At 63.8% G+C, this 17,906-nt stretch carries 12 protein-coding genes; 9 read left to right on the top strand and 3 right to left on the bottom strand.

All coding sequences use genetic code 11. The annotated features are described in order from the left end of the window. Positions 1-340 precede the first annotated feature (340 nt). The 8 genes from P0D73_RS10750 to P0D73_RS10715 all read left to right on the top strand — a co-directional run bounded on the left by P0D73_RS10750 (position 341) and on the right by P0D73_RS10715 (position 13,630). Entirely contained in the window at positions 341-2,125 is a 1,785-nt protein-coding gene (locus P0D73_RS10750) for a DUF2138 domain-containing protein (RefSeq protein ID WP_408178610.1), read from the top strand. 45 nt (positions 2,126-2,170) lie between these two features. Continuing rightward, positions 2,171-2,827, top strand: coding sequence for a DUF1175 domain-containing protein (locus P0D73_RS10745; RefSeq protein ID WP_408178611.1), 657 nt, complete (start codon positions 2,171-2,173; stop codon positions 2,825-2,827). Next, positions 2,824-7,641: an alpha-2-macroglobulin family protein gene (locus P0D73_RS10740; RefSeq protein WP_408178612.1), complete on the top strand. Its 4,818-nt coding sequence runs from the start codon at positions 2,824-2,826 to the stop codon at positions 7,639-7,641. The genes P0D73_RS10745 and P0D73_RS10740 overlap by 4 nt, the downstream gene beginning before the upstream one ends. Before the next feature lie 16 nt (positions 7,642-7,657). Then, positions 7,658-9,433 (top strand): DUF2300 domain-containing protein, encoded by a 1,776-nt coding sequence (locus tag P0D73_RS10735; protein ID WP_408178613.1) that lies wholly within the window; start codon positions 7,658-7,660, stop codon positions 9,431-9,433. An 80-nt stretch (positions 9,434-9,513) separates the two neighbouring features. Next, positions 9,514-10,320 carry a YfaP family protein gene (locus P0D73_RS10730; RefSeq protein WP_408178623.1) on the top strand — a complete coding sequence of 269 codons (807 nt, stop codon included), beginning with the start codon at positions 9,514-9,516 and terminating at the stop codon, positions 10,318-10,320. 22 nt (positions 10,321-10,342) lie between these two features. Beyond that, entirely contained in the window at positions 10,343-11,158 is an 816-nt protein-coding gene (locus tag P0D73_RS10725; protein ID WP_408178614.1) for a YfaP family protein, read from the top strand. 290 nt (positions 11,159-11,448) lie between these two features. Further along, positions 11,449-12,555: a YjgN family protein gene (locus P0D73_RS10720; RefSeq protein ID WP_408178615.1), complete on the top strand. Its 1,107-nt coding sequence runs from the start codon at positions 11,449-11,451 to the stop codon at positions 12,553-12,555. A 13-nt stretch (positions 12,556-12,568) separates the two neighbouring features. Continuing rightward, positions 12,569-13,630, top strand: a complete 1,062-nt coding sequence (locus P0D73_RS10715; protein ID WP_408178616.1) for a M48 family metallopeptidase — start codon at positions 12,569-12,571, stop codon at positions 13,628-13,630. A 186-nt stretch (positions 13,631-13,816) separates the two neighbouring features. Here the strand turns inward: P0D73_RS10715 and P0D73_RS10710 are convergent, their stop codons facing one another. Continuing rightward, entirely contained in the window at positions 13,817-14,293 is a 477-nt protein-coding gene (locus tag P0D73_RS10710; RefSeq protein WP_408178617.1) for a PRC-barrel domain-containing protein, read from the bottom strand. A gap of 515 nt (positions 14,294-14,808) precedes the next feature. Between P0D73_RS10710 and P0D73_RS10705 the strand changes: the two genes are divergently transcribed. Beyond that, entirely contained in the window at positions 14,809-15,195 is a 387-nt protein-coding gene (locus tag P0D73_RS10705; RefSeq protein WP_408178618.1) for a hypothetical protein, read from the top strand. A 57-nt stretch (positions 15,196-15,252) separates the two neighbouring features. On the opposite strand, the gene rpoD is transcribed toward P0D73_RS10705, so the two are convergent. Next, positions 15,253-17,250 (bottom strand): RNA polymerase sigma factor RpoD, encoded by a 1,998-nt coding sequence (rpoD, locus tag P0D73_RS10700; RefSeq protein ID WP_132383981.1) that lies wholly within the window; start codon positions 17,248-17,250, stop codon positions 15,253-15,255. Positions 17,251-17,719: 469 nt separating this feature from the next. Next, a partial coding sequence (locus P0D73_RS10695; protein ID WP_408431323.1) for a hypothetical protein occupies positions 17,720-17,906 on the bottom strand: 187 nt, incomplete at its 5' end.

The raw sequence follows: 17,906 nt of genomic DNA, 5'->3' as shown, positions 1-17,906 counted from the left end.
ATAAAGGCTCCGGACGAGTAATGCCATGTATGCCGATGGGCCCTATGCGCAAAGCGTCGGACCATGTGCCGCGTGTTCCTGTCTATAAGCGCCGCACTGGGTTGCGTCGGTTTAATCAATCGAATCGGCGCACCCAACGAACCCGTTTCCTAATGGCTTAATCAAGCACATGTCCGATTTTTGTCAAACTCCTCAAGCAAGTCCGACTGTTAAATAGGAAGCGTCGCTGGTTTTCGGTTAAAAATATCGGTTATCATCGCTGCCTTCGGAGATTGATCCCGCTGGCTTAATCCGCCGGGCATCCGCGTTAATACCGTCGCATCGAACCAGAAGAAATCAGATGAAGATGTCGCGCAAAAAGATTGCAATCCTGGTAGTCGGTCTTCTGGTCGTGGCCGGCGTGATCATTCAGGCGGTGTGGCGTCCATTTGCGCATCGCAAAGTCGCCGAGAACAGCGAAGTCGTCCTCGATATTCATCACCCTGACGCGGTGATCGACAGCGAAGCGCTCTCGCGTTTGCCGCGCGACATTCTGCGCGTGCCGCTATTGCACGACGTGCTGACGCAAGACTTCGTCGACTACTACGAATCGAGCAATACGCGGCTGTCCGCCGAAGGCGCGCTGCGGCGTCTCGCGTTCGAACATCAACTCGACTGGCGCGACGAACTGATCCGCCGTGTCTTCGACGAACCCGCGCACGTGCTGCTGTGGCGCTCGCCCGACGGCCGCCTCGGCTACTGGGTGATGTCGATGCATCGCAACGGCTTCGCCAAGCTGCTGCAAGGCGTGGGCAACGTGGCCACGAGCGATGCGCAACTGAGCCAGGTGGCGAAGCTCTCCGGCGACGTGCCGGTCTATGCATTGAAACTCGCGGTCGGCCGCACGCTGCTGTTCGCCACCAAAGAGGACCGCCTGGTGGTGCTGTCCGCACCCGGTGTATTGCTCGACGGCAAGGGCGGTTTGCTGAGCGAGCGTGCCGACGCCGTGTCCGAGATGCTTTCGTCGGGCCGTGACGACGCCGCGCATGCCTATCGGCTCGACGCGTCCGGCGACGCGCCGAAGGGCCATCGGCTGGTGGTGTCGGCGAATTACCTGTCGTTTGGTTATCAGGCGTTTTTCTCCGGTATCGACGCGCTGCGCTTCGACTTCTCGCCGAACGGCAACGCCGCGGCGAACTGGCAAACCTCGGCGCTGATCGAGCCAGGCAAGTTGCCGCAGCAATGGAACGGCGCCGACCTGTGGCGCGCTTTGCCAGCCAATGCGGCGGCCTGTACAAGCTTGCCGGCGGACTGGAAAGAGGCCTCGGGTCTGTTGGGCAAGGTGACCGACGGCGGCGCGGACAACGCCGCCGCGATCGGCGACCAGCTCACCGGTCCCGCGGCGGTATGCTGGTATGCGAAGTCCACGCTGGTCGCGCCGGTGTTCGTCGCGCGCGTGAAGCAGCAGGACGCGGCCGGCATCGCCGCATTGAAGACCGCGCTCGGCAAGACTTTCGGCAACGTGATCGGCGCCTATGAAGCGAAGGCGGCCAAAGCCGACGGCGCCGATTCGGGCTATCGCCGCTTGCCGGTCACCATGCGTGACCAAGGCGCGGATGTCACCGTGTGGCAGCGTCCGGTTAGCGCGCGTTTGGGCACGGCGGTGAGCAGCAAGGCGTCGTTCGCGTCGCAGTTGTCGGCGGAACGCTATTTCCCGGTTACGCTCGCACTCGCGCACGGTTATCTGATTTTCTCGCCGGACGGCCGGCTCGTCGACGACACGCTCGCGGTGCTCGACAAGCGCTATCCGGCGCTCGCCGATACGCTCGCGCCGCAACGTCTGCCGCGCACGATTCTGACGCTCACGCCGTCGTCGGCTGCCGCGCTGATCGAACGCGAAGCGGGTGCGGCGTTGCCGGCGGATCAGGAAGCGGTGTTCCGCAACGCGTCGCGCACGCACCTGGTGCCGAAGCTGCGCGCGCTCGCTCATTACCCGCCGGTTTCGCTGACGCTGCCGCGGGACCTGCCGGGCTCGACGGGCTGGGTGCCGGTGGAGTGGTGGTTCGATCGCGCGAAGGCCGATGCCGGTGCGAATACCACCGCTGCCGATACGCCCGCGGATCAGCCCGGCACTGAGGGCGACTGAGTGCGCCACCTTCGCGTCTCCTCGCGCCGCGCATGGCTCGCGCGCATGGCTTCACTATGCGCGCTGGCAAGCCTCGCACCCTGCGCACACGCGCTCACCACCACCGCCGCATCCCCTGACGCCGACGCACTCTCACCGCAACAATCCGCGGCGTTTCGCGCGTGGTTCGCGCGCATCGTCGACCAGCAGATGCGGCGCGGACCGACCCCGCGCTGGACGCAACGCGATTGCGCGGGTCTCGTGCGCTTCGCCGTCGGCGAGACACTCAGACCGCACGACACCAAATGGCTGCGCGCCAACGGCATGACCAGTCTCGCGGACACCAGCAGCATGCCGCCCGAGCTGCAACTGTCCGCGTCGCAGCGCACGATCGCCAACCGCTGGACCCAGCTCGACGGTTCCACCGGCGCGTACGCATCGGCGATCGCACTGATTCAACGCAATAGCCGTTTTGTTTCGAAGGACGTGAACCAGGCGTTGCCCGGTGATCTGCTGTTCTTCGACCAGGGCGACGACCAGCATCTGATGATCTGGCTGGATCGCTACATCGCTTATCACACAGGCACCGTCACGCCGACCGATACCGGTCTGCGCGCCGTCGCCGTTTCCGACCTGATGCAATGGAAAGATTCCCGCTGGCAGCCGCTCGACGGCAATCCGAATTTCGTCGGCGTGTTTCGTTTGGACTTTTTGACACCATGACCCGAATGATTTCCGTCACGCCATCGAGTGCTTGGTTGGGCAATGTGCGCCGTCGCGCGGCATGCACGTTCGCCGCATTGCTCCCGGTCCTGCTCGCGGCCATGATGCTCGCCATCGCACCGGCCGCCCATGCCGACGACGACGCCTCGAGTGCCGCCGCCGCCGATGCCAACATCGCCGGAAATCCGACGCTGCAGACAGCGCCGTCGAGCAACTTCAGTTCGCAGAAGGTCGACGGTCAGCCGTTCTTCCTGCTTTCGGACGCGAGCTTCGGCAGCGATCAACTGGCGCAGGTGCGGCTCGAAGCGCCCGGCCGCGATTTCAAGGACGCGTTGCAGGCTTTTGGCGGCGCGGACATCGTCGTGTATCGCGTGCCGAAGCCGCTGGATTTTCTGAAGGCGCAAAAGAATCTGCATCGGTTGAATGTCGCGCCGAACTATCAGGGCGAAGGGCTGGCGAACACGCTCGCGTATCTGTGGGACCGCTGGTTTACCGAAGCACGCCGCGCATGGCAGCGTGTGTTGTCGTTCGCCACCCGCAGCAAGGCGACCGAAGCGGCGCCGCAATTCAAACTCGGCGAGCAGACCGGCAAGCCGACGCAATTCGAGCCGAACTCGCAATTCGCACCGCTCAAAGGCTACGACATGGTCGCGCGTTTCCGCTATCCGATCTGGGATGCGAAAGTGATCGAACCGCCCAAGGGCGTGAACCTCGCGGGCAGCAGCAGCAACTTTATCGAAGCCAGTTCGGGCAACGTGATGATTCCGGTCGGCAAGCTGCCGCCGGGGCTGTATATCGTCGAGGCGGTGATCGGCAACTATCGTGCGCACGCGCTGTTGTTCGTGTCGGACACGGTGGCGGTCGTGAAAGCGGCATCGAGCGGCATGCTGGTGTGGACCACGCGGCGCGATAACGGCAAGCCCGTGGCGAATACGGAAGTGAACTGGACCGACGGCGTGGGCGTCCTGCAAAGCGGCACGACCGGCAACGACGGCGCGCTGGTGCTGCAACACGTGAGCCCCGAGCGCAGTTATGTGCTTGGCACCGATCCGCAAGGCGGCGTGTTCGTCTCCGAGAATTTCTACTACGACAGCGAGATCTACAACACGAAGATCTATGCAGTGACCGACCGGCCCATGTACCGGCCGGGTGATCCGGTGCATGTGAAGTTCATCGGCCGCACGTTCCAGAACGCGACGCAATCGTCGGCGCCGGCAGAGGCCGATATCAAGCTCGACGTGCTCGATCCGAACGGCGCGCCGGTGGCGACCAGCAGGGTGCATTTCGCGTCGGACACGGGCGCGGATACCGCGTTCACACTGCCCGCCGACGCCACCGCCGGCGGCTACACGCTGCGCTTCGACTACAACGGCGATGTATACGGCAGCGCATTTCGCGTCGCCGAATATGTGAAGCCGCACTTCGACGTGAACCTGTCGATGGACAAAGCCGACTACGCGACCGGCGAGACGCTGAAGGGCAAGATCCAGTTGCGCTATCCGGACGGCAAGCCGGTGCGCGACAGCAAGATCTCGGTCACGCTGCGCGCGCAGAAAGTGACGATCGTCGACGGCGAATTGCGTTATGCGGGTCTGTTCCCGGTCAAGCTCGAACAACAGGAACTGAAGACGGATAGCGACGGCAACGCGAGTCTCACGCTGCCGGCCGCGAAGGAGCCGAGCCGCTATGCGTTGACGCTGTTCGCGCAGGACGGCGCGGCGTACAAGGTGCGCGTGACGCGCGAAGTGCTGATTGCGCGCGGCGCGACGCCCTATCGTTTGACCACCGCCAAGTCGTTCTCGCAACCGAAGGAAGCAGTCAGCTTCGATCTGCAGGCGCTCGGCGCGGTCGATCCGGCGTCGCATGCGCCGTCGAAATGGGAATGGACGCGCCTCGAATCGCAAACGCATGGCGAAGGCGCGTTGAAGGGCGCGAGCGCGGGCGGCAAGCTGTCGTTCCCGGTGACGTTCGACGAACCGGGCTCCTACATGTTGTCAGTCAAGGACGACCTGGGCAACCTGCTCGCCGCGTCCAGCCACTGGGTCGCGGGCGATGGCCTGAAGGCGATTCCGGGCAGCGTCGAGATCGTGTTCGATCGCGACAAGTACAAGATCGGCGATACCGCCGAAGCCCTGATTACCTTCCCGATGCCGGTGGACGACGCGTTGCTCACGCTCGAACGCGACAACGTCGAGCGTCGCGCGCTGCTCACGGCGGGCGGCGACTGGCTGCAATTGCAGCGTGTGGCGCCGTCGCAATGGAAAGCGCGCATCAAGGTGGGCGAAGACTTTGCGCCGAACATGACGTTCTCGGTGCTGTACGTGCACGCCGGCGAATACGTGTTCCAGAACGCAGGCATTGTGGTCGCGCAGCCGCAGATCGAACTGAACGTGAAGAGCGACAAGCCGGTGTACGGTCCAGGCGACACGGTCACGCTGAATTTCGACAGCACGTTGAACGGTAAGCCGGAAGCGGCGAATCTGACGGTGAGCGTGGTCGATGAAATGGTCTACGTGTTGCAGCCGGAAATCGCGCCGAATATCGTCGACTTCTTCTATCACCCGCGCCGCAATAACGTGCGGACTTCGTCGAGCCTGTCGTTCATCACTTATGACCTTGCGCGCTCGCCGCTGAAGGGCGCACCGGGTGGACCGCAACGAGCGAACTACAACGAGCGCGGCGTGAAAGTGCTCGAACGGCCGCGCCGTGACGATCAGGACACGGCCGCGTGGGAAGGCAATCTGAAAACCGACGCGAACGGCCATGCCACCATGACGTTCAAGATGCCGGACTCGCTGGCGCGCTGGCGCATCACGGTGCGCGCGGCGGCGCCGGACGGCATGGTCGGTCAGCGCACCGCTTACGTGCGTTCGGACAAGGCGCTGTATCTGAAGTGGAGCGGGCCGTCGCACTTTCGCGTCAACGATCAGCCGGCCATCGACATGATCGCCTTCAATCAGACCGACGCGGACATGGACGCGCAGTGGGTGGTCGAGGGTGGCGGGCTGTCGCTCAATCAGAAGGTCACGCTCAAGCGTGGCGCGAACTATCTGCGTCTGCCGAGCGGCGCGTTGAAGGATGGTGTGATCAATGCGACGCTGCGCAGCGCGGGCAAGGATGTCGATCGTCTGCAGACCACGATTCATCTCGACGCGAGCGGGTGGCTCGATCTGCATCAGAACACGGTGGCGCTCGACGGCTCGAACAAGCCGCTCAATCTGCCGCAAGATGCGCAGGATGTCGGCGTGCGGTTCATCGGCGGCGCGCAAAGCCAGTTCATGCGCGTCGCCGACGATCTGATCAACTATCCGTACGGTTGCGCCGAGCAGACCTCGAGCCGTCTAATTCCGCTGGCGCTCGCGCATGATGCGATCGGCCACGGCCGTGGCTACGACGATAGCGCGAGTTCGACGCAAGGGCTCGAAGCGCTGCTGCGCAATCAACGGCAGCGTCTGGCGATGCTTGCGGGCGTCGGCGGCACGTTCGGCTGGTGGGGCGATACGACGGGCGGCAGCGCGCTGATCACGGCCTATGCGTATTACGCGGACTGGCTCGCGAGCCGCAGCCTCGGCATCAGCCTTCCCGCCGACAACTGGCAGCACGCGATGGACGTCTATCGCGACGCCGGGGCGAAAGAGCCGCTGCTGCATCGTGCGCTGGCTTTGTGGTTCATGCAGCAGATGGGCTTGCCGGTTGCGACGCCGGTGTCGGGCGTCGCCGCGGACCTGATGAGCGATGCGGCGGCCACGGCGAATGCGCCCGCGCGCAGCGGCACGTACGGCGTGTCGGACAGCATCGTGTTCGCGCAAGCCGATTCGCCGCGCGGCAAGCAGATGGCAACGCTGCTGATCGCCAGCATGGCGCGCAGCACGAGCGCGCAATTGCCGGATGGCTTCGACGCCGCGGCAAGCGCCGCGCGTACCGCGTTGAGCAACGATCCGGCGCCGCTCGTGCAAAGTCTGCTGGTCATGTCGGGCGGCGACGGCGGCGCGGCGGTCGATGCATCTGCCTTGCTCGCGAAGAGCAGCGCCGATTATCCGACGCTCGATCGTGCGTTGACGCTGCTGTGGTTGCGCAAGGCGCTAGGCGGCGATGTGCCGGCCGCGTCGTTGCCGTCGCTGCAAGGCGCGGGCTGGACACGCGCCGCGACGCCGACCGGCACGCCGCTCTACAAGTGGACCGGCGCGGGACTGCCGACCACGCTCGACGCAGGCACCTCGCGTACCGACGTCAACGCGCTGGTTTCGTTCCGCAGTCATACGAGCGAGGACAGCCGTCTTAACATCACCGTCGAGCGCCGTTTCTACAAGCTCGAACCGGTCGAGATCGCGGTCGATCCGAAGATGGGAGCAGCAGGCGGCGAGAGCCAGTTGGGCCGCTCGACATTCACCGCGCGTCTGGTGAAGCAGAACGACGCGATCGACAGCAACGCGCTGTACGTCGACGAAGTCACGCTCACGCCGCGCTCCGGCAACGCGTACCACTACGGTCTGCTCGACGTGCCGCTGCCGCCGGGCGGCAATGTCGAGGCGACGAGCTGGGGCGTATCGATCGACGGTCTGCCGGGCGCGAAAGATGGTGCCAGCGGTCCGCAGCCGTTCCAGCGCGTTGCGTCGTATGAGATGGGCGAGCTGGCTTATCACCAGCCCGTGCCCTTGCTCGACCGGCCGGTCACGCTGCGGCAATTGGTGCGCTTCGCGTTGCCGGGCACGTTCGCGCTGCCGCCCGCGCGCTACTTCCGCATGTATCAGCCGGACGCGAAGGCGTTCGAAGGCGGCAAGAGCGATCGCGTGACGACGTTGCGTATTCAGTAAGCGAGACGAGACCGCCATGTTCCGCACGCTTCGGCCTCTACGCGATCGTCTGGCAGCCAGGCTGCGGATCGCGCTTGCCGTGGGCGTCGGGTTCGGTTGCTGTGTGTGCAACGGCTCGCTCGCGTATGCGGCGACTTCATCTCAAACGGTGTCCGGTTCGCAGATGCTGCGCTTCGCCTGGCTGCGCGACGGCCAGAGCCAGCTTTGGCAAGTCGACGGCAGCGGCGCCGCGGTCGGCTTCTCGCTTCAGGGCGCGGGTGTCTTGCCCGCGACGCTGGAGACGCCGCTCGGCAGCGTATGGAAGCTGTTCGTCTACGGCTATCTGGTGGACCGCAACATCGCCACACCGGACTACGCCTGCAACGGCGGCGATCCGGAAGAAGTGTATTGCTGCATGACGGGTGGTCACATCGATCGTGAACATGCGTTGGTGCAGTCATGCGGGCTCTTTTTCGAACCCGCGCGCCTGCAGCTCGATTCCGCCGACTGGCGCAAGTATTGGACGGCCGCTCACGCGCCCGCATGGCTGCGCGATCTGCATGCCATGACGCCCACGCGCCGCGTGCCGGTGACCGAACTGCTCGCCGCCTTGCAGGCGATGCCCGTCCGGCCGCGCGAAGCGGCGGCGAGCACGCTGGTGTCGGTGCTGACCAGCGGACGCGGTGAAGGCACGGTGTCGCTTTACGGCAGCGTGCTGCGCGCCAAGACGTGGACGATGCCGGACCCGGCGCGTCCGGGCGCTTCGATCGGCGGCGCGGCGGGCTGGCTCGCCGACGGCTCGCCGGTATGGTTGGGTGGTCCGGGCGGCAGCGCGCGCGTGCTGGCCGCCGCGGCGCCGCGCATCGCCCCACTGCTTACGCAGGTCACCGTGCCGGACGACGGCGCTTGCGTGCTGGTCGATTTCTTCAGCCGCTATCCGATTCGCGAAGTGCTCGGCGATAAAGGACCGGCCGCTGCGTCCGAGGGTCCGTTGCGCGGTGATTTCCGGGTCGGCTTCGTCAATGGCAATTGGGCGCGGGTGACGAGTCGCGGCGAGCTGCGACTCGATCGCGATGCGGCCGGCGCGCCGCAAGTGGTCGGCCGATTCGGCATGAACGACTATGTGGCCCGTGTGGTCGAGCGCGAAGGCGACACGAGCCAGGCGGAAGCGGCGAAGGCGTTGGCGGTCGCGGCGCGCACCTACGTCGTACAGCACGGCAACCACGATCACGGCTGTTTCCGTATCGACGACAGCAGCAGCACGCAGCGCGTCCTGCCACGCGCGCCGACGGCCGCCGCGCGCCATGTCGCTGATGTGACCGATGCGCTGGTGCTGACCGGTGTGCCGGTTCAGTATCACCACGACAAGGCCGCGCCGGGACAGATGAGCTGGCAGGCCGCGAAGGCCTCCGCGCAAACCGGTCTCACGTTCGACGCGATTCTCGCGCGCACCTGGCCGCAAGCGACGCTGACTTCGTTCCAGAGTCCGCTTTCGGGCGACTGCGTCGAGGTGGCCGGCGCGCAGGCATGGCTGCAACGCAACGTGCCGTTGTGGGCGCGGCGCATGGACGGCGCGGCGGGCTACGAAACGCCCGATCTGCCCGCGGTGTGCGCCGTGCGCGAAGGTCGGCCGTATGCGGATGCGCAGCGCAATCGCGTGTACGTGTATCGCTTGCAGACCGAAGAGGACCGTATCGCGTTGGCGCATGAATACATCCACCTCGCGTTCCAGCATCATCCGCGTGGGCTCGATGAGACGTTCGTCGAGCGCACCGCGCGCACGCTGATTCGTACCGAGAATCCGATCCAATGAATACCGTCTCGCGCTCGCCGATATCCTTGTTGCGCTGGTCGCCTTCGCGGCTCGCCATCCGTGTTCGCGCCGTCGTAACGCTGGCCGCGGTCGGGGCTGCGTTTGCGCTCTGCACTGCTGCGCCGAATGCCGAAGCCGCCGACGCCAACGGCGCGCTCGCCGATCTGACCGGCGCGTTCGGCGGTTGGCGTCACAGCGGGCTGACGAACGAGGGCGAGCATTTCGTCGCGGCTTATCCGCGGCCACCGGTCGATCGCGGCGCGCAGCGCTATCGCACGCTGATCGAGGGACGCCTGAAGCACATCGACAAACACGCGCGCAAACCACCGACGCTGGTCGTCAACGGCAATCCCACACCGCTCTACACCGACGACGAAGGCTCGTTCGCGCGGCCCTGGGCGTTCGGCGCGGGTTCGAACAGCATCGAGCTGATTTCCGCCGACGGCAAACAGCACCAGCGCATGCAATTCTACGAAGCCGACCGCAGCAAGCCGCAGGCGAAGCTGCGCGCGATGGTCACGTGGGATGATCCGCATGCGCAGGTCGATCTGCATGTGATCACGCCGGGCGGCCTGCATGCCTTCTTCGCCAACCCGACGCTTGAAGACGGCAGCGGTTTCGACGTCGATTCGGTGGACGGCGCGGGGCCGGGGATCTTTTCTTCGGCGGCACCCGAGCATGGCACGTGGCTGTTCTTTCTGAATTACTGGGGCAATTTCGATTCGACCGGCTACAACTTCGACGCCGCCGCGCACGATCGCGACGTGATTGCGGCGACGTTGACGCTGGTGTTCAACGAAAACACGCCGAACGAACGGCGTGAAACGATGGTCGTGCCGCTGCGCAAGATCGGCGACCTGATGCTCGTGAAAAGCGAGCGACTCTGACAGCGGGATGGGAGCAGTGACGATGAAGGTCGAGACGACGGGTTGGATGATGGCGAGCCGCGGTTGGCTCGCAATGGCCTGCGTGGCTAGTTTGGCCTGCTTGCTGGTAGCGCCGGCGGCGCACGCGAGCGACATCGACTTCGCCGCGCCGTTGAACGGCTGGCGCAACACGAGTGGCGATAGCGAGCGTTATACGCAGGACGTGCACTACCCGGCGGTGGCGGTGTCGACGCCGGAGGGGCAGTCCAAATTCGCGCTGATCGAAGGGCAGATCCGCAACACGCCGAAGAAGAAGGGCACGTCGGTGGGCACGCTGGTGGTCGACGGCACGCCGCTGCCGCAGCGAGTGGAAGAGGACGGCAAGTTCTCGCGGCCGTATGCGTTTCCTGCTGGCAGCAACGGCGTCGAACTGCGCGCGCCGGACGGCAGCCGCAAGCGCGTGCAGTTCTACGACGCCTACAGCGGCAAGACCCAGCCGAAGCTGCGCGTATTGCTCGCGTGGGACACCGATGGCACCGATCTGGATCTGCACGTCGTCTCGCCCGACGGCGCGCACACCTGGTACGGCGAGCGCGTCGCGCCGAACGGCGGCGCGCTCGACGTCGACGTGACGACGGGCTATGGGCCGGAGATTTACTCGTCCGCGGCGCCGTTGAAGGGCACGTATCTGGTCTATGTGAATTACTACGGCAGCGGTAATAGCGGCGCTGATATGACCGTCGCGCAGGTGACCATCATCACGAACGAGAATACGCCGAACGAAAAGAGCGAAACGATTCGCGTGCCCATGCGCAAGGCTGGTGAATTGACGCTCGTGAAAACGTTTGTCTTGCCGTAAAAGCAGCGGACGCGAGCGGCTTATGATTTTTCTGAGTGCGACGATGCGAAATGGCTTAATTTGTTGATAAACCTTCACTTAATAAAGGCGAGATTTTCATTAAGTAGGAAGAGTGTTTATAAATCAACAAAAGCGTGTAATGATCGCGCTCATCGGCTTGCTTTTTCGTCAGCCGGTTTTCAAATGCTTGCGCGAGGTAAGCCAGTTTTGCGCGGGGCCGTCGCTAGCCCGCAACGCCTACGCCAGCGCGGGCCATAAAAACGTCAGTTCGCGAATGGGGCAGAAGAAAAATGAATTCACTCGACCAGAAGCAGCCGCTCTTGACCTATGACGGCAAGATTGGGGAGTTGTACGGGATCTTCATCAAAAATCTGCTGCTGCAGATCATCACGTTAGGCATTTATCGATTTTGGGCGACCACCAATACTCGCCGATATATCTGGTCGCGCATGCGTTTTCAAGGTGAGCGGTTTGAATACACCGGGACCGGCGGTGAATTGTTCAAAGGGTTTTTGCTGGCGATCGCGATTATGATCGGCGCGGTTATCGGCGCGGGCATTCTCAGCGCGGTTCTGCGCGCCGTTACGGGAAGTGCGTTGCTGGGCGCGTTGCCGTTTCTTGCGCTTTACGTCGTGATCGCAGTGGTCGCGGCGGGCGCGTATTTCAGCGCGCAGCGTTATCGCCTGAGTCGCACGCAGTGGTGCGGGATTCGCGGCGGCATGACCGGTTCGTCCTTCGTCTACGGCGTGTATGTGTTGCTGTATGGCCTGCTGTGCATCGTCACGCTCGGTCAGCTGGTGCCGTGGGTGTCGATGCGCCTCGCGGAACGCCGCATCAACGCAAGCAGTTTCGGCAGCTTGCCGTTTCACTTTGAAGGCCGCGCCCGCGCGTTGTATGCCGCGTTCGTCGGTACGTTTGTCGGCGTGGTCGCGCTGCTGGTCGTACTCGGGGCGATCTTCTTCAAGAGCTTCATGGCGCTGCTGCCGATTGGCCACGCTCCGCTGAAGGGAAACGATCCCGCGGCGCTCGCCGCTGTCGGCTCGGTGTTTCTGTTTTACGTGCTGTTCATCGTCGGCGCGTTGCTGATTCAGTGCTTCTACCTGGCGCTGCTCACGCGCCATGTCATGGGCAATACGACGCTGGGCTCGCAACTGCGCTTCGGCAGCAGCATCACCGCGGGGCGTCTGCTCGGCATGATCCTCGGCAATCTGGCCATCGTCGTGTTCACGCTGGGCTTGGGTTTGCCGATCGTGCTGCATCGGGTGATGCGACTCGCGGCGGATACGCTGCAAGTGTCCGGTCAGCTCGATCCGCAGACGCTGGCTCAAAGCGATCAGGCGGCGCCGCGTACCGGCGAGGGCATGCTGAACCTGCTCGATCACGGCGGCGCGTTCTGATTCTGAGGCGGCATTGACCTTCTCCGATTCAGAGGGCACGCACTCGACGGGCACGCGCTTTTACGACGGTCGCAGTGCCGCTGCTCATGCGGTGACGCTGCGCTGGAGCGACGCGTTTCTCTCCATCGACGGCGAAGCGGGTGAGCTGGCGGTGTGGCCGCGAGCGCGGCTGGTCGTCGGCGAACCCGATCCGGAAGGACGAGTCGCGTTGTCGTGCAAAGGCGAGCCGGGCCGCGTGTCGACCGATGCTGCTACGTTGCCGGCGCAGATCATGCCGCGGCGCATGAAGTGGCGGCACTATCTCGGCTGGCTGATGGTCGGCGTGGTGGCGCTGGTGCTCGCGTTCGTGCTCGTCGTGCGACTGCCGGCGGTGGGCGCGGCGCTGGTGCCGCGCAGCGCCGAAAACCGGCTCGGCGAGATGGTGGAGGCGGTCGTCGTCGGCAAGCACAAAGTGTGTCGCGGTGAAGAGGGACAGCGCGCGCTAGAGCGACTCGAAGCGCGGCTCGCTCATGCTGCGGGTATCGCGCAACCGGTCCACCTGGAGGTGGTCGACCGCAAGATGGTCAATGCGCTGACGCTGCCTGGCGCACGCATGGTGATCATGCGCGGTTTGATCGAGCGAGTCGGCAATGCAGATCAACTCGCCGGCGTGATGGCGCACGAGACCGGACATATCGCGCGGCGTGATCCGATGGTCGCGTTGTTTCGCGGCGCTGGTATCGGCGTGATCAGCGCAACGCTCGGCATCAATCTCGGCTTTGCCGATGTGTCGTCGCTGGCTGGGCGACTTGTGGGTTTGTCGTATAGCCGCGATATGGAGCGTCTCGCCGATGCGAACGGCGTCGCCTATCTGCAAGCAAGCGGCTTGCGCAGCGACGGGCTCGCCGGTTTTTTTGCGCTGACTGACACGCGCAACGGCCCGCGCAACGGCAATGCCGGCGCTGCGGTGGAATTCCTTTCGGATCATCCGCGGACGAGCGAGCGGCAAAAGCAAAGCCAAGGGTCACCGCTCGGTGACAGCGCGTTGACGCCGAGCGAATGGGCCGCTGTCCGCTCGATGTGCGGCAAGCCGTGAGCCACGCGACTCATTGAGAGCGCAGCGATGAAAGCCAATGCGTTCAAGGAGTTGGAGGAGTCATGCGCAGGTTGTCCACAGCCTTGCGAACAGTTTCTGTGGACAAATGCTGTGGACTTGGTTCGATCGCGAGCACGCCCTCAGCAAGAAGGCGGCTCGTGATGCTCGATGCACGTCGTTGGACGATCAAAGGTCGGAGTCCAATCTCCGCTCTTCGATGACGTCACGCGTGGCCGCCCAATACGGCGGACGGTTGTAGTACTCGTGCACGGACGTGCCCCATTGCATGTCCACCATCGAAGGCCAGTTATCCTTATCGAAGCCCGGCGCGTTCTTGATGCGTTCGGCGCTTGCGTCGAGCACGAAGCACTTGTCGTCCGTGTCGAGCGTGAGCGCGCTCCAGGGAATCGCGTGAAGCGTGTCGCCTATGCCTAGAAAGCCGCCGGTGGATAGCACCGCGTAAGCGATTCGGCCGCCGCGTACGTCGAGCATGATGTCGGAGATCTTGCCGACATGTTCGCCGTCGGACGACATCACCTTGTTTCCATCGAGCGTCGATGCCGCCATGACATCCGGTCCGGGTCCATCACCGATGCCGACTCCAACAATATTTGCGCCCTGTGCGCGGGCGGATGCCGGGACTTGGGGATCGAACGTGGTCATGATGTGCTCCTCGTAAAAAGTGTACATGGGGAGCGCGCAACGACTATGCCTGTTACCTGGGGAATGGTTGGCGCGGGAGCGCCTTCTGACGGTTGCCGCCGCCCGTTGCCGCCCGGCAGGCGTGGGTTGCTCGGCCATGCGGCGGTGCGCACCTGGAATCACGCAATTGTGGGAAGCGTGACCGGCGAACGTTGCGCGACCGCGGCGGGTGACGCCACGGCTCGACGCAATGGGCCGAGCCGCGTTTCGCCGCGTAGCTTGCGCAAACGGATCTTGTCGGGCTGTTCAGCGCGAGGTGGGATGCCGAGCCCGGCGGCGCGAGGACGCAGCGATCCAAAGGAAAGCGCTTACCCTTTCTTACCGGAGCTCAAGTTTCGACGCACTGGGGTCGATAGGTGTTGTAGCCGGCCGTGCGTCGTCCACAAGCTGTTTGCGGCGCTATTGCATAGGTGCTCGATTCGCCGCTAGCGGAAGGCGGCCGGCGCATCGAATAAGCGAAATCAACGGAGGTTGCTATGCAAATCGACAGTGCGTTGTCGTCGACACTGCCGGGACCGGACCGCGTGACGACGAAAAGCCCGTCCGCAGCGGACGACGCCGTCATGCAGACATCGACGGTGGATGCACCCACGCAGGATGACGCCGTCCATATCTCCGCGGAAGGCGCGGCGACGGCGACGGCGGCTCAAGAAGGCAATACGGGCCAGGGCGACGCAGTCAGCGATTCTGCAAGCGAGGGCACACCGGCATCCGGCGTCTCAGCGGTGAAATCGTTTGCGTACGGCACGCTCGGGCTCGAGCGTCCGGATCAGCCTCAGGAAGCGCACAACGCGTTCTATACGGCGGGGCGGTGGCTGGCAGCGGGCATCACGATCGGCGGGATCATTTCGCTGCTTGCTTGAGAGAGGGAGAAAGAATGCGCTTGCCGTGCGTGACGCACGACAAGCGCTATTGCTGGCTTAGCGGTCGAGGAACGACTTCAGGCGATCAGCGCGGCTCGGATGCATCAGCTTGCGCATGGCCTTGCTCTCGATCTGACGAATCCGCTCACGCGTCACGTCGAACTGCTTGCCGACTTCTTCGAGCGTGTGGTCCGACTTCGTGTTGATGCCGTAGCGCATACGAAGCACCTTGGCTTCGCGCGGCGACAGCGAGTCGAGCGCGTCGTCGATGGCGGCGCGCAAGTCGGCTTGCATCGCTGCGTCGGCCGGCGAGGACGCTGCCGAGTCTTCGATCATGTCGCCGAGCGTGGCATCGCCGTCGTCACCGACCGGCGTTTCCATCGACACCGGCTGCTTCGCGATCTTCAGAATGCCGCGCACCTTCTCTTCCGAGAGTTCCATGCGTTCCGCGAGCACGGACGGATGCGCTTCCTGACCGGTCTGCTGCAGGATTTCGCGCGAAATGCGGTTCAGCTTGTTGATCGTTTCGATCATGTGCACCGGCACGCGGATCGTGCGAGCCTGGTCGGCGAGCGAACGCGTCACGGCCTGGCGGACCCACCACGTTGCGTACGTGGAAAACTTCCAGCCGCGACGGTATTCGAACTTGTCCACCGCCTTCATCAAGCCGATGTTGCCTTCCTGGATCAGGTCGAGGAACAGCATGCCGCGGTTCACGTACTTCTTCGCGATCGAGATCACGAGACGCAGGTTCGCCTCGATCATCTCGCTCTTCGCCTTGCGCATCTTCGATTCGGCCGCGACCATCTGGCGGTTGATCTCTTTCAGATGCTTCAGCGGCAGCGAAACCGTTGCTTCGATTTCGATCAGCTTTTGCTGTTCGGACTGAATTGCCGGCAGATGGCGCTCCAGCGCCGCGCCGTACGACGATGACGGGCGCGCGGCGCGTTCCGTCCAGCCGAGGTCGGCCTCATGACCGGCAAACGACTCGATGAACTTCTCGCGCGGCATGCCGCTCTTCGAAACGACGATTTGCAGAATGTTGCGCTCGATCGCGCGAACTTGCGCAACCTGTTGCTGCACGTCGCCGCACAGGCGATCGATCGTGCGCGCCGTGAAGCGGATCTTCGCGAGGTGCTGCTGGATCTCTTCGCGCGCGCGCTGATACGCCTTCGAGGTGACATCGCCGCGCGTATGTGACGCGTTCATCTGGTCGGACAGCATGCCGACCTGGGCGAAGATTTCGAGGCAGTCGCTCGTGAGTTGCTTCAGGCGCGCTTCGTCCGCGGCCGAGGAGTCGGCCGGGCCGACGTCGTCGTCGCTGTCTTCTTCGTCGTCGCTGTCCGTGTCCGCGTCGACGTCGGCGGATGCGTCTGCGCTTGCGCTGTCTTCTTCGGCGGCGAGCGTGTCTTCATTCAGACCGTCGACCAGTTCGTCGATGCGCAGCTCGCCGTCGGCAACCTGCTGGGCGCTCGCCAGAATAGCCGAGATCGCGAGCGGGCAAGCGGCAATCGCCTGCACCATTTCATGCAGGCCGTCTTCGATGCGCTTCGCAATCGCGATTTCGCCCGCGCGCGTTAGCAGCTCGGTCGCGCCCATCTCGCGCATGTACATGCGCACCGGGTCGGTCGTGCGGCCAAATTCGGAATCGACGGTCGACAGGGCGACTTCGGTTTCCTCGTCCGCCTGATCGTCCGACACCACGGCGGGGGCGTTCGAGTTCAGCAGCAGCGTTTCGGCGTCCGGGGCCTGTTCATAGACCTGCACGCCCATGTCGTTGAACGCGCTGACAATGCTGTCGATCGCGGCCGTTTGCGCGAAGTTGTCGGGCAGATGGTCGTTGATCTGCGCGTGGGTCAGGTAGCCTTGCTCCTTACCCAGCTGGATCAGCGCACGCATCTGGCGCTGACGTTCTTCGGCTTGCTGCGGCGGCAGTTCGGCCGCCACGGGGATCGCTTTACCGGCGCCCTTGCCCTTGGCCGTACGGCCCGAGGGGGCTTTGGCGGTGTAGGCGGCGGTTTCGTGTTGCGAATCTTCGCGATCAAAAGGGTTCACGTATTCTCCTCTAGAGGCTTCGCTATGAGACGCAAGACGCGACCGTCAGGCGTTTCGAGCATGGCTCAACATCACCTGAGTGACTCAACGCGGTTGTTTGGCTGTGCTCTGGGGAGCAAAAAAGATGAGCCCGCTCGAAGCGGGCCGATAGAAATGTGCGAAATTCGCGCGGCTCGCATTATATACGAGCTTGGGGCTTCGCGCTCATCCTGTGCACATCATTTCATCATGCGCGTTTGTCGCAGGTTCGTCCTTGGGCCGCTGGTCGGGCGTAGAGCGGTCGCCGGTTCGATGCATCTAGGTGCGTGCACATTCGCTGATTTCAAGCTTCTCACTATAGAGGAGTTCGGTCGTCCTGACACGACGGGGTCGCGTTTGCACCACTCTCCCTATATATAGGGGACGCCTGTTTCTGGCGTCGATCGGCGTCTGGTCAAAAGAAAATTCACAAAAGGGGGTTGACGACGTGTCAGTCGTTCTCCATAATCTCGTTTCTCTGCTGCTGATGCAGCGACGCAGAACGAAGCGGTGCCGGGTGGTTGTGATGTTGACGACGCGCGGTGCCGGTCCGGTGGTGAATGCGTAACCGATCTTTAAAAATTAACAGCCGATAAGTGTGGGCGCTTGATGCGCGACGCGAGGTGGGTCCTTCGGGA

It is taken from the genome of Paraburkholderia sp. RL18-101-BIB-B, from assembly GCF_046026985.1.
Lineage (GTDB): Bacteria > Pseudomonadota > Gammaproteobacteria > Burkholderiales > Burkholderiaceae > Paraburkholderia.
The sequence above is the reverse complement of the archived record's forward strand: the minus strand, read 5'-3'. Positions and strand labels throughout refer to the sequence as shown.